Source organism: Streptomyces sp. NPDC020958 (assembly GCF_055562175.1).
The window spans coordinates 965,631-978,369 of sequence record NZ_JBVHFU010000001.1 but is presented as its reverse complement, the minus strand read 5'-3'; the positions used below and the strand labels follow the sequence as shown (position 1 = coordinate 978,369).

The 12,739-nt window shown below is 73.8% G+C and carries 8 protein-coding genes and 1 riboswitch; of the genes, 4 read left to right on the top strand and 4 right to left on the bottom strand.

What is annotated here, in order from left to right; translation table 11 throughout:
• Positions 1-95 precede the first annotated feature (95 nt).
• Positions 96-3,395 carry a BTAD domain-containing putative transcriptional regulator gene (locus ACZ3KP_RS04425; RefSeq protein WP_467496231.1) on the top strand — a complete coding sequence of 1,100 codons (3,300 nt, stop codon included), beginning with the start codon at positions 96-98 and terminating at the stop codon, positions 3,393-3,395.
• Between the two features lie 493 nt (positions 3,396-3,888).
• On the opposite strand, the gene pgm is transcribed toward ACZ3KP_RS04425, so the two are convergent.
• The 4 genes from pgm to ACZ3KP_RS04405 all read right to left on the bottom strand — a co-directional run bounded on the left by pgm (position 3,889) and on the right by ACZ3KP_RS04405 (position 8,021).
• Positions 3,889-5,529, bottom strand: coding sequence for a phosphoglucomutase (alpha-D-glucose-1,6-bisphosphate-dependent) (gene pgm / locus ACZ3KP_RS04420; RefSeq protein WP_467496229.1), 1,641 nt, complete (start codon positions 5,527-5,529; stop codon positions 3,889-3,891).
• 159 nt (positions 5,530-5,688) lie between these two features.
• Positions 5,689-6,444 carry a CbtA family protein gene (locus tag ACZ3KP_RS04415; RefSeq protein WP_467496228.1) on the bottom strand — a complete coding sequence of 252 codons (756 nt, stop codon included), beginning with the start codon at positions 6,442-6,444 and terminating at the stop codon, positions 5,689-5,691.
• 22 nt (positions 6,445-6,466) lie between these two features.
• Complete coding sequence (locus ACZ3KP_RS04410; protein ID WP_132890727.1) at positions 6,467-6,688, bottom strand: CbtB domain-containing protein; 222 nt, start codon at positions 6,686-6,688, stop codon at positions 6,467-6,469.
• A 37-nt stretch (positions 6,689-6,725) separates the two neighbouring features.
• A riboswitch (cobalamin riboswitch) is annotated at positions 6,726-6,862 on the bottom strand.
• 106 nt (positions 6,863-6,968) lie between these two features.
• Positions 6,969-8,021 carry an enoyl-CoA hydratase/isomerase family protein gene (locus ACZ3KP_RS04405; protein ID WP_467496225.1) on the bottom strand — a complete coding sequence of 351 codons (1,053 nt, stop codon included), beginning with the start codon at positions 8,019-8,021 and terminating at the stop codon, positions 6,969-6,971.
• Between the two features lie 241 nt (positions 8,022-8,262).
• Between ACZ3KP_RS04405 and ACZ3KP_RS04400 the strand changes: the two genes are divergently transcribed.
• The 3 genes from ACZ3KP_RS04400 to ACZ3KP_RS04390 all read left to right on the top strand — a co-directional run bounded on the left by ACZ3KP_RS04400 (position 8,263) and on the right by ACZ3KP_RS04390 (position 12,686).
• Positions 8,263-9,459 (top strand): EfeM/EfeO family lipoprotein, encoded by a 1,197-nt coding sequence (locus tag ACZ3KP_RS04400; RefSeq protein WP_467496223.1) that lies wholly within the window; start codon positions 8,263-8,265, stop codon positions 9,457-9,459.
• A complete protein-coding gene (efeB, locus tag ACZ3KP_RS04395; RefSeq protein WP_467496221.1) occupies positions 9,456-10,703 on the top strand; it encodes an iron uptake transporter deferrochelatase/peroxidase subunit in 1,248 nt (415 codons plus the stop codon). Before ACZ3KP_RS04400 ends, efeB begins: the two co-directional genes overlap by 4 nt.
• A gap of 150 nt (positions 10,704-10,853) precedes the next feature.
• Positions 10,854-12,686 (top strand): phospholipase C, encoded by a 1,833-nt coding sequence (locus tag ACZ3KP_RS04390; RefSeq protein ID WP_467496219.1) that lies wholly within the window; start codon positions 10,854-10,856, stop codon positions 12,684-12,686.
• Positions 12,687-12,739: the final 53 nt, after the last annotated feature.

Sequence of the window (12,739 nt, the reverse complement as noted above, 5' to 3'; positions counted from 1 at the left end):
GGGATCGACGCGCCGCTCGGGTAGATTCCCGCGCCGTGCTGTGTTTGCGAGTCCTGGGCCCTCTGGGCGCCGAAGTCGACGGGACACCGGTCGAATTGGGTGCTCCGCGGCAGCGTGCCGTCCTGGCGCTGCTGATCGCGGCCCGGGGCGGTGTCGTACCGGTCGAGCGGATGGCGGACGCGCTGTGGCGGGGCGAGCCGCCGGCCAAGGCCACCGCGTCGTTGCACGCCTACCTGTCCAACCTGCGCCGCTCCCTGGAGCCGGACCGGCCGCCGCGGGCCCCGGCCACGGTCCTGGTCACCGCCCCGCCCGGGTACGCGCTCCGGCTGGCCGAAGACGCGGTGGACGCCTGGCGGTTCGAGAGCTGGGTCGGGCGGGCCCGCACCGCGCCCGCCGAGGAGGCCCGGCGGCTGCTCGCCGAGGCGCTCGGCTGGTGGCGGGGTCCCGCCTTCGCCGAGCACGCCGACGAGGAGTGGGCCGGTGCGGAGGTGGCCCGGCTGACCGGATTGTTCGCCGAGGCCCGTGAACTCGCCGTGGCCGCCGATCTGCGCACCGGCCGTGCGGCCCAGGCCGCGGCCGACGCCGAGTCGCTGGTCCTCAGCAGCCCGCTGCGCGAGGAGGGCTGGCGGCTGCTCGCCCTCGCGCACTGGGCCTGCGACCGGCAGGGCGAGGCGCTCACGGCGCTGCGCCGCGCCACCGCGGTGCTGCGTGACGAACTCGGCTGCGACCCCGGACCGGCCCTGCGGGAGCTGGAGCGGGCCGTGCTCGACGGGCGGCTGGACGTGCTGCGCGCCGCGGTGCCCGAACCGGTCACCGCCGTGCCCGCGCACGCCGGGCGCACCCTGTTCGTGGGCCGGGCGAACGAACTGGGCGCGGTGGCGACGGCCGCACGGGCCGCGCGGCGGGGCGGCGGGATCGTGCTGGTGACGGGCGAGGCCGGGGCCGGCAAGTCCGCGTTCCTGGACCGGGCGGCGGACCGGCTGCGGCAGTCCGGCTGGCTGGTGGTGATCGGCCGCTGCCCCGAGTACGAGGGCGCACCGCCGGCCTGGGCCTGGGTGGAGGCGCTCGGGGCACTCGCCCGTGAGGTACCCCCGGTCCGGTCCGGTGAGCTGGCGGTGCTGCTGCCGGAACCGGAGGGAACGCCCGACGCCGGCCGCGACGGGACCACCGACCGTCCCGGGGCGCCCGGCCGTGACGAGGCCACCGCCGGCCGGTTCCGCATGCACCGCGCCTTCGCGGCCTGGCTGCGTACCGCTGCCGCGCAGACCCCTCTCGCCGTCCTGCTGGAGGACCTGCACCGCGCCGACGCCGAGACCCTCGCCCTGGTCGAGGCGGCGGCCGCGGTGACCGGGGTGCCGCTGCTCGTCGTCGCCGCGTACCGGCCCGCCGAGGTCGGCGAGCACCTGCTGAAGACCCTCGCCCAGCTCGCCCCGGCCGCCCCGCACCGGATCACGCTCGGCGGGCTGCCGCCGCAGGACACCGCCACCCTCGTCGACGCCGTCTGCGGGGCGCCCGTGGATCCGGCGACCGTCGCGGCACTGGCCGAACGTACCGGCGGGAATCCGTTCTACGTCCTGGAGAGCGCCCGCCTGCTGGCCGACGAGGGCGCGCTGGTGGCGATCTCCGAGGTCCCGCAGGGGGTACGGGACGTGCTGCGCCGACGGCTCGCCCTGCTGCCTCCCGCCGCCCGGTCCGTCGTCCGGCTCACCGCCGTGCTGGGACTGGAGGCCGAGGTCGCACTGCTGGTCGACTGCGCCGAGGCGGCGGAGGAGGAGGTCCTCGAAGGGCTCGACGCCGCGCTCGCCGCCGACCTGCTGACCGAACCCCGCGCCGGGCACGTCCGGTTCGTGCACGCCCTGGTCCGCGACACCGTGTACGCCGACCTGTCCGGCGCCCGGCGCTCCCGGCTGCACGCCCGCGTCGCCCGGCTGCTGCGCCACCACCGCCCCGGGGAACTCGCGGCGCTCGCCCACCACTTCGCCCGCTCGGGCAGCGCGTCCGACGCCCCGCTCGCCGTCGACTACGCGCTGCGGGCCGCCGAGGCCGCCGAGCGGCGGTACGTCCATGACGTCGCCGTCACCCTGATCCAGCAGGCGATCGACACGCACACCGCGGCGAGCGGCCCCGACACCCCGCCCGACCGGCTGATCGAGCTGCTGGTACGGCTGCTGGGCGCGCAGGTGCGCACCGGGGCCACGGACGCCGCCCGGCGCACCCGGCAGCGTGCCGTGGAACTGGCCGAACAGGCCGACCGCGGGGACCTGGTCGCGGCCGTCTACGGCGCCTGGACCGAGCCCGCGCCCTGGCGCAGCCGGCTCGAAGGCCCGTACGACCGGACCACTGTGGCCCGGCTCGAACAGCTCGCGGCCGCCCCCGGACCGGACGGCCCGACCCGCGCCCGTGTCCTTCAGGTGCTGGTCGACGCGGTCGCCGCCGACGACGCCCCCCGGGCCGCACAGGCGGCCCGCGACCAGTTGGCGCTCGCCCGCGCGGACGGCGAACCCCGGCTGCTGGCCGCCGCGTTGATGACCTCGGCACGGCTGCTGCCGCACGAGACGCGGGCCGCCACACGGCCGCCGCTCACCGCCGAACTGCGGGCCCTCGCCGGCGCCCACGACCTGCCCGCCTACCGTTGGGTCTGCGAGCACCTCGACGCGATGACCGCCGGAGCCGCCAACGACCCCGCCGCCGTGCACCGGCACACCACCGAGGGCCTGGCCCTGGCCCGCCGCTACCGGCTGGTGTGGGCGCAGGGGCTCAGTGCGGCGACGCGTGCGATGCTGGCCGCCGTCGGCGGGCGTTTCGAGGCGGCCGATGCCGACTACGCCGAGGCCGACTCCCTGCTCCAGCGGGTGGGCGCCCACCATGCCGCCGGGCTGCGCACACTGGGCCTGATCACCATGCGGCTCGCCCAGGACCGGGCGGCCGAGATCGAGCCGATGGTGCGGGCCGTGTACGAGTCGGTGGGTGACCCGGTCGCCGTGGCGCATGCCCTGGTCCTGGCCCGTCTGGGCAAGCTCGACGAGTCCCTGGCCGTACCGGTCGATCCGGAGCCGCGGCGCGACCATCTGCACGGCCTGGAACTCGACTTCCGGGCGCAGCTCGCGGTACTGCACCGGGACCGCGACGCGGCGGCGGCCCTCCTCGGGCATCTGGTCCCGCTGCGCGACCAGCTCGCCGGGGCGGCGGGCGCGGCGTACGCGAGCCGGCCGCTCGCCCACGCCCTGGCCGACGTGTACCGGCTGCTGGGCGAGGACCGGGCGGCGGCCGAAGCCTACGCACTGGCCGAACGCACCGCACACGCCTGGGGTTCGGCCCACCTCGCCGCGAGCGCCCGCCGCGCGGCGACCCGCTTGTCGGAGTCCCGAGCCGGCCGGCGCACGTTCACCACCTGACCGGCGCCGCACACCGACGACGACCACGGCCCGGCGGCCCCCGCGTACGACGGGATCCGTCCCGCCGGGGCCACCCCGATCCGCAGCCGCACCGGCCACACCGGACCCCCGGGACGACACCGACCGCCCGAACAGGCGACCCCACGTGCCCAGCCACCGCCACCGACGCCGACAGTACGGCCGGACGCCCCCCGGCCACCGCCACCGACACCCACCCACACAAGCCGCCGAACCCGCCCGACCACCGTGGTCGGCGCCCGGCCACACGCGCCGCCGAACCCACCCGACCACCGTGGTCGGCGCCCGGCCACACGCGCCACCGAACCCGCCCGGCCACCGTGGTCGGCGGCCGCCCGCACGTGCTGCCGGGCCTGGCCGGCCACCGTGATCGGCGCCCGGCCACACGCGCCACCGAACCCGCCCGGCCACCGTGGTCGGCGGCCGCCCGCACGTGCTGCCGGGCCTGGCCGGCCACCGTGGTCGGCGCCCGGCGTCAGGCGTCGAGGGCTGCGTCGACCACCGCCTTGGCCTCCTCCTGGACCCGGGCCAGGTGCTCGGGGCCCTGGAAGGACTCGGCGTAGATCTTGTACACGTCCTCGGTGCCGGAGGGGCGGGCCGCGAACCAGGCGTTCTCCGTGGTCACCTTGATGCCGCCGATCGCGGCCCCGTTGCCCGGGGCCTCGGTGAGCACCGCGGTGACCGGCTCGCCCGCCAGGGTCCGCGCGGTGACCTGGGCCGGGGAGAGCTTGGCGAGCAAGGCCTTCTCCTCGCGGTTCGCGGGGGCGTCGATGCGGGCGTAGGCGGGCTCACCGAAACGGGCGGTCAGGTCGGCGTAGTGCTCGGACGGGGTCCGGTCGGTGACGGCCGTGATCTCGGAGGCGAGCAGGGCGAGCAGGATGCCGTCCTTGTCGGTCGTCCACACCGAGCCGTCCCGGCGCAGGAAGGACGCGCCGGCCGACTCCTCACCGCCGAACCCGATCGCACCGCTGACCAGTCCGTCGACGAACCACTTGAATCCGACGGGCACTTCCACGAGCCGGCGGCCGAGGTCGGCGGCGACCCGGTCGATCATCGAGGAGGAGACGAGCGTCTTGCCGACGCCGGCGTCCGCCGCCCACTGCCCACGGTGGCGGTAGAGGTAGGAGATGGCGACGGCCAGGTAGTGGTTGGGGTTCATCAGACCGGCGTCGCGGGTGACGATGCCGTGCCGGTCCGCGTCGGCGTCGTTGCCGGTGGCGACGCGGTACTGGTCCCGCTTCTCGATCAGCGAGGCCATCGCGTACGGCGACGAGCAGTCCATCCGGATCTTGCCGTCCCAGTCCAGCGTCATGAACCGCCAGGTGGGGTCGGTGTACGGGTTGACCACGGTGAGGTCGAGACCGTGCCGTTCGGCGATCCGGCCCCAGTAGGCCACGGAGGCCCCGCCGAGCGGGTCGGCGCCGATGCGCAGCTCGGAGGCCCGGACCGCGTCGAGGTCGAGGACGCTGGGCAGGTCGTCGACGTAGACGCCCATGAAGTCGTACCGGCCGGTGGTGTCCGCGGCGAGCGCACGCTCGTAGGGGACGCGCCGTACGTCCTTCAGCCCGCCCGCGATGATCTGGTTGGCGCGGTCCTGGATCCAGGAGGTGGCGTCGGAGGCGGCGGGGCCGCCGCTGGGCGGGTTGTACTTGAAGCCGCCGTCGGCGGGCGGGTTGTGCGAGGGGGTGACCACGACGCCGTCCGCGAGACCGGTGGTACGGCCCCGGTTGTGGGTGAGGATGGCGTGCGAGACGGCCGGGGTGGGCGTGTAGCCGTCGGCGCTGTCGATCAGGACGGTCACGCCGTTGGCGGCGAACACCTCCAGGGCGGTGACCTTGGCGGGTTCGGACAGGGCGTGGGTGTCGGCGCCCAGGAAGAGGGGTCCGTCGGTGCCCTGGCCGCTCCGGTACTCGCAGATGGCCTGGCTGGTGGCCGCGATGTGGTCCTCGTTGAACGCGGTCGTCAGGGACGACCCGCGGTGTCCCGAGGTGCCGAACGCCACCCGCTGGGCGGGGTCGGACGGGTCGGGGTGCAGCGCGTAGTAGGCCGTGACCAGCCGGGCCACGTCGACGAGGTCCTCCGGAGCCGCCGGCCGGCCCGCTCGCTCATGCGGCATGAGTCCATTCCTCCGCTGTCGTTGCTCGATCACTCACCGCCCATCTTCCCTTGTCAGCGGCGACGCACGCGCGCGTGGGGCCGTTTCACCGCCGGCCGGTGGGCCGAACGCGCGAGGGCCTCCGGACGGTTCCGGAGGCCCTCGCGTCTCGTGGGTCGGTCAGTGCGCGGCGGGCACGGTACGCCGGGCGGCCGTTGCCCTCGCGGGCCTCGGGTTGAGCTGCCGCTCGGCCAACTCGCCGAACAGCAGGCCGAATCCGCTCCACAGCACCAGCTGGATGGCGAGCGCCGAGAGCCGGAACCGCCACAGCAGGGTGGCCGGGAAGTCCTTCGGGACCTCGTTGACCACCGGCAGGAACTGGTACGCGAGCCCGATCACGACGGCGAACGCGGTCACCGCGACCACGGTCGCCCACCAGGTGCCGAGGCTCGCCCGCAGGCGCTTGCCGAGGAGGGTGGCGGCGACCGCCAGCAGCACGCTGAGCAGCATCATCAGGAAGTACAGCGTGGTGCGCCTGCCGATGGTGTCCGCTTCGCCCACCGACGGCGGGTTGGCCGGGTACTTCAGGAACGGCACCACGTACACGGCGAGCAGCGCGCAGCCGGACAGCAGCAGGGCGGTCGCCCGGGGACCGAACCGGCCGACGCGGCCGAGGGCGAAGCAGTAGACGAGGGCCGCGATGCCGCCGAAGGCGACCCCGTACACCAGGACACCGGTGGCGAGGCCCGCGGTGGACTGGAGGGAGCGGGAGACGACGACCATCTCGTGCTCGTGTGCGTGGGCGTCCTCGAAGCCGATCGCCTTGTCGACATAGGGCTCGCCGAGGAGGTAGGCGACCACCAGGGCGAGCAGGCCGGCGGCGAGGCCGGCGAGCATGCCCCGCACCAGGAGGTTTCGTACCGTTGCGGAGTTCATGGGCTGGACGGCGTCCCTCGCGTCAGTGGCAGGGGAAGCCGAGCAGGTGGCGGGCGTCGTGCACCCACTCGTGGACGTCCGTGCCGCTGAACACGGAGGTGGCGCCCTGCTCGGCGCCGACGAAGTAGAGCAGGACCAGCATCAGGATGCCGAAGAAGACCGCCCAGGGAGCTATCGCGGACAGCGGCAGCTTGGCGGGGACGGCGGGGGTGGTGGCTGTCGGCTGGGCGACGGTCTGCGCCATGGCAGAACCTCCTCTGGGAGTTCGCGTCCCATCTCGGTGGTGCACAGGACGACAGCCACGGGTCTGACTCGCAAGGGCCCGGGGGCTCTTGCATACAGTGGCGCGACCGTGCCGGATTCCCACCGGCTTCCGTCTCGCCGTCGTCGATACCGGACCGACCGTACCGCGTGTCGGAGGCCCGGCCAAGACCGCGTCACCAGGCGTGATCTTCCTCTCGCGCCCGGTGTGCGGTCGACGGGCGGGCCCGGCCGCCGCCCGCCGCGGTCCCGTCGGGGGTTCTTCAGGGGCGGGCCAGGCCCAGTTCGCGGGCGCCGAGCGGGGTGAAGAAGCGGTCGACGTCGGCCTCGGTGACCTCGTCGAGGGTGGCCGGGGACCAGCGCGGGGCGCGGTCCTTGTCGACGACCTGGGCGCGGATGCCCTCCACCAGGTCAGGAGTGGTCAGGGTGGCGCAGGAGACGCGGTACTCCTGGTCCAGCACCTGCTCCAGGGTGTCCAGTTGCCGGGCTCCGCGGAGTGCGCGCAGGGTGACCTTCAGGGCCGTCGGGGACCTGCCGAGCAGGATGTGCGCCGCCTCCTTCGCCGCCGCGTCACCGTGTGCGAGCAGCAGGCGGACGATCTCCTCGACGGTGTCGGCGGCGTAGCAGGTGTCGATCCAGGTGCGGTGACCGGCCAGTTCCCCTTCGGCCGCGGGCCGTTCGTGGCGGGCGACCGCCTCGGGGACGGGCAGTTCGGCGAGGTCGGCGACGAACGCCTGGAGCGCGCCGGACGGCAGGTGGTGGTCGGCGAGTCCGCACAGCACGGCGTCGGCGGCGCCGATCCCGGCCCCGGTCAGGGCGAGATGGGTGCCCAGTTCGCCGGGGGCCCGGCTGAGCAGGTAGGTGCCGCCCACGTCGGGGACGAAGCCGATTCCCGTCTCCGGCATGGCGATCCGGGAACGCTCGGTGGCGATCCGGACGCGGCCGTGCGCGGAGATCCCCACCCCGCCGCCCATGACGATGCCGTCCATGACGGCGACGTACGGCTTGGGGTAGCGGGCGATCCGGGCGTTGAGGTGGTACTCGTCGCGCCAGAACGCGGCCGCGGCGGTGCCGTCGCCGTCGCGGGCGTCGTCGTGGACGGCGCGGATGTCGCCGCCCGCGCACAGGCCGCGCTCCCCCGCCCCGGTGATGACGACGGTCTCGACGGCGGGGTCGTGCTCCCAGTCGGTCAGGGCTTCGGCGATGCGCTCCACCATGGGGTGCGACAGCGCGTTGATGGCCTTCGGCCGGTTCAGGGTGATGTGCGCGGCCCGTCCTTCGACGTGCAGCAGGACGGGTGCTTCGGCGCCGGTCATCCGGACGCCTCGGTCAGGCCACGGGCCATGTCGACACGCATGCTCTCGTCGGTTCCTTCCACAAGCTGCCGGGGACGTCGAACACGAACGATCCTCTCGCGCCGTGTCCGGGAACCCCTCCCGGATGCCGGGTGAACCGGCAGGGAACTCTTGGTCATGGGTTTGCCTGGACGGCCGTTCGAGTACAGAGGGCTGCCTACCATGAGGCGATCACGAACGGTACGAAACCCGGGAGCTCGGGATGGTGTTGTCCGGCCTCACAGGGAGGTCGTCGCGTCCCTGGGCGGTCGTCGGTGTCACCGTCGCGTGCCTGACGGCCGGGGTACTGGCGCTCACGCACGGCTCACGCCCGGCGCACGCCGACCCGTCCGCGCTGCCGCACACCCCCGTGGAGGTGTCCCCCAGCGGCTGCGGACGTGGGTGGACCACGCCGGTCTCCGGTGTCCAGGTCTTCGACCTGCACAACCCGACCGACGGTGCCGCCGAGGTCCTCCTGGAGGACCCGAGGAGCCAGGCCGTCTACGGCGAGGTCGAGGGCATCGGCCCCGGCACCACCCGGGAACTCACCGTGCGCCTGGGCAGGGGCGCGTACGCGTTCAAGTGCGTGCCCGAGGACGCCGACGCCGTCACCGGCCCGACCGTGCACATCGGCGGGGGCCGCAGCGGACCGGCCGCGGCCCCGGTGACCGAGCACGACCTGATCCCGCCGGCGCTCGCCTACCAGAAGTGGGTCGGCACCGGCCTGTTGGAGGTCGTACGGCTGACCACGGGTCTGCGGGACGCGGTCGACCGCGGCGACCTGGCCGCCGCCCGCACCGCCTGGCTGCCCGCGCACCTGCAGTACGAGCGGATGGGCGCCGCGTACGACGCCTTCGGCGACGCGGACCGGGCGATCAACGGAACGGACGCGGGGCTGCCCGGCGGGGTGCACGACAAGGACTTCACCGGCTTCCACCGCGTCGAGTACGGCCTGTGGCACGGCGAGTCCGCCACCGGGCTGCGGGCCCCGGCGGCCGCCCTGCTGAAGGCGGTCACCGCGCTGCGCGACGACTGGGCGGGGACCCGCATGGACCCGGCCCAGTTGGGGCTGCGGGCGCACGAGATCCTGGAGAACACGGTGCAGTTCGAGCTGACCGGCCGGACCGACTACGGCAGCGGCAGCAACCTCGCCACCGCCCGCGCCAACCTGGACGGCACCGAACAGGTGCTGGCCCGGCTGCGTTTGGTGCTGGCCGGCCGGTACGCCGGTCTGTCCGGTCTGCGCGGCGCGTTGGACCGGGCCGGCCGGACGCTCGACGGTTTCGGGCACGACGGCACCTGGACACCGCTGGCCGGGCTGAGCCGCCGGCAGCGCGAGCACGTCGACGCGGTCCTCGGCGACCTGGTGGAGCGGCTGGCCCCGGTGGCCACCCTGTGCGATCCCCGGAGGACGGTGTGAGCACCGAGGCGAGGACGGGCCCGAGCGGACTGGGCCGCCGCGGTTTCCTGCGCGGAGCGGCCCTCACGGGAGCGGGGCTGGCGGCCGGAGGCGCCGCGGCCCCGGCCGCGGACACCACCGCCTCCGCCGCCCCGGCCACCACGGCCGTCGCACCCTTCCACGGCCTCCGCCAGCAGTCCGTGACCGCAACGCCCCGGCGCACGACCGTGTTCACGTCCTTCGACGTCACCGCCGAGGGCCGGGCCGACCTCGCCGACCTGCTGCGCACGCTCACCGACCGGGCCCGCTTCCTGACCTCGGGCGGCACCCCGGACCCGGTGGGCATCACCGCCCCGCCCGCCGACTCGGGCGTCCTCGGCGGCCGGGTACCGTGCGGAGCCCTGGCGGTGACCGTCGGCGTCGGCGCCTCGCTCTTCGACGACCGGTTCGGCCTGGGCAAACTGAGGCCGCGTCGGCTGACGACGATGCCCGCCTTCCCGGACGACGACCTCAGGCCCGAGTGGTGCCACGGCGATCTCAGCCTCCAACTGCACGCCGACGACACCGACACGGTGCTGCACGCGTTGCGCGACATCGCCCGGCACACCCGCGGTGGCATGCAGGTCCGCTGGCGGCTGGACGGCTTCTCCAGCCCGCCCCGGCCGTCCGGCACCCCGCGCAACCTGTTCGGCTTCAAGGACGGCATCGCGAACCCCGAGACCACCAGTGCCCGTGAGATGGACCGGCTGGTGTGGGTGGGCAGGGGCACGGACGAGCCGGAGTGGACGGTCGGCGGCAGCTACCAGGTGGTGCGGCTGATCCGGATGCTGGTGGAGTTCTGGGACCGGGTCGCGCTCAGCGAGCAGGAGCGGATGTTCGGCCGCTCCCGCGAGTCGGGGGCACCCCTGGACGGCGACGCCGAGCACGACACCCCGAAGTACGCCGACGACCCCAAGGGGGACGTGATCCCGCTGGACGCGCACATCCGGCTGGCCAACCCGCGCACCACGGCCACCGCCGACCAGCGGATCCTGCGCCGGGCCTACAACTACGACCGGGGCATGGACGGCAACGGCAACCTCGACATGGGGCTGCTGTTCAGCTGCTACCAGCAGGACCTGGCCCGGCAGTTCGAAACCGTGCAGAAACGGCTCGCCGGGGAACCCCTGGCCGACTACGTCTCACCGTTCGGCGGCGGTTACTTCTTCGCGCTGCCCGGCGTGCGGGACACCGCCGACTGGTACGGACGCGCGCTCCTGACCTGAATCGGTCAACACGCGGTCAAGACTTGCCCCAGCATCCCTGACCCGGTGTTCATTCGGCCGCCATCATGACTCCGCCGCGACGCCCGGCAACGGGCGAAGCATCCCTGCTCGTACGACGCAGTGACGTTCATGCCCGGAGGGTGAACCAGCATGGCCAGCACAGGAAGACGAACGGCGATCAGGAGCCTCGGGGCTCTCGCGGGGGCCGCCGCGCTCACGGTCCTCGGTGGTACCGCGCCCAGCTGGGCCGCCGTACCCGCCGGACACCCGGGCGGGCCGTCGACCACGACGCCCGTCAAGCACGTGGTCGTGCTGTTCGACGAGAACATCTCGTTCGACCACTACTTCGCGACCTACCCGAAGGCCGCGAACACCGACGGGACGAAGTTCACGGCGGCGAAGAACACCCCGAAGGACGTCGACACCCTCGCGCACGCCGGGCTGCTGACGAAGAACCCGAACCAGTACCTGCCCAAGCGGCTCACCCCGGCGCAGGCGATGACCTGCGACCAGAACCACTCCTACGGTCCCGAGCAGCTGGCCTACGACGGCGGCAGGGCCGACCGGTTCGTGCAGAACACCGAGGTCGACAAGTGCTCCGGCGGCCTGTTCGGCGAGCCCGGCCTGGTGATGGACTACTACGACGGCAACACCGTCACCGGGCTGTGGAACTACGCCCAGCACTACGCCCTCAACGACCGCTCGTACAGCTCGGTCTACGGGCCGTCCACGCCCGGCGCGCTCAACCTGGTGTCCGGTCAGACGCACGGCGCGGTCTCGGTGGACCCGGTCACCGGCAAGCAGACCCCGGCCCCGGACTCGTACGCGATCGCGTCCCCGAACGCCAAGGGTGTCGGCACCGTCGTCAACGACCCCGACCCGGCCTTCGACGACTGCTCCGACAAGGACCACACCAGCACCAGCGCGCTCGCGGCGCTGCAGGGCAAGAACATCGGCGACCTGCTCAACGCCAGGAAGGTGACCTGGGGCTGGTTCCAGGGCGGCTTCCGTCCGTCCACGGCCTACGCCGGCACGTCCGGCTCCTACGCCAAGTGCGACACCACGCACACCAACGTGGGCGGCGCCTCCGTGGTCGACTACAGCCCGCACCACAACCCGTTCTCGTACTACCGGTCGACGGCGAACCCGCACCACGTGGCGCCGAAGAACGTGAACGAGATCGGTCACAACGGCCGGGCGAACCACAACTACGACCTGAGCGACTTCACCGCGGTCGCCAAGGCGGGCAAGCTCCCCGCCGTCAGCTTCCTCAAGGCCGGTGCGTACCAGGACGGCCACGCCGGCTACTCCGACCCGACCGACGAGCAGCACTTCCTCGTCAACGAGATCAACACCATCCAGAGCTCGCCGCAGTGGAAGTCCACCGCGATCATCGTCGCCTACGACGACTCCGACGGCTGGTACGACCACGCCTACGTCAAGCCCCGCAACGGCTCCAAGGACACCACGGTCGGCTCCAACGGCAAGGCCCTCGACAGCGCGGCCTGCCAGTCGGGCCCGGCCGCGTCCGGCGGCTACGCCGACCGCTGCGGACCCGGCACCCGGCAGCCGCTGCTGGTCATCTCGCCCTACAGCAAGGTGAACAAGGTCGACCACACGCTGACCGACCAGGCCTCGATCACCCGGTTCATCGAGGACAACTGGCGCACCGGCCGGATCGGCGACCACTCGTTCGACGCCACCGCGGGCTCGCTGAACGGCATGTTCGACTTCAGGCACCCGAACGACAAGCAGGTGCTGCTGAAGTCCGACGGCTCGATCAGGTCCGTCGGCCCGATCCGGCACGTGGCCGCGGTCAGCACGCGGATCACCCCCGGCCCGGCGATGGTGAACACCGCCGCCACGACCGGATCGGGCGAGTTCCCGACGCTTCCGGTGAGCCTCGGGGCGGGCGCCCTGGTGGCCGCGGGCGCCACGGGCACCTACCTGACGCTGCGCCGCAAGCAGCGCACCACCGCCTGACGCCCACCACGTCCTGACCCGCTCGGCACGGTCCGCCTCCCCGGACCGTGCCG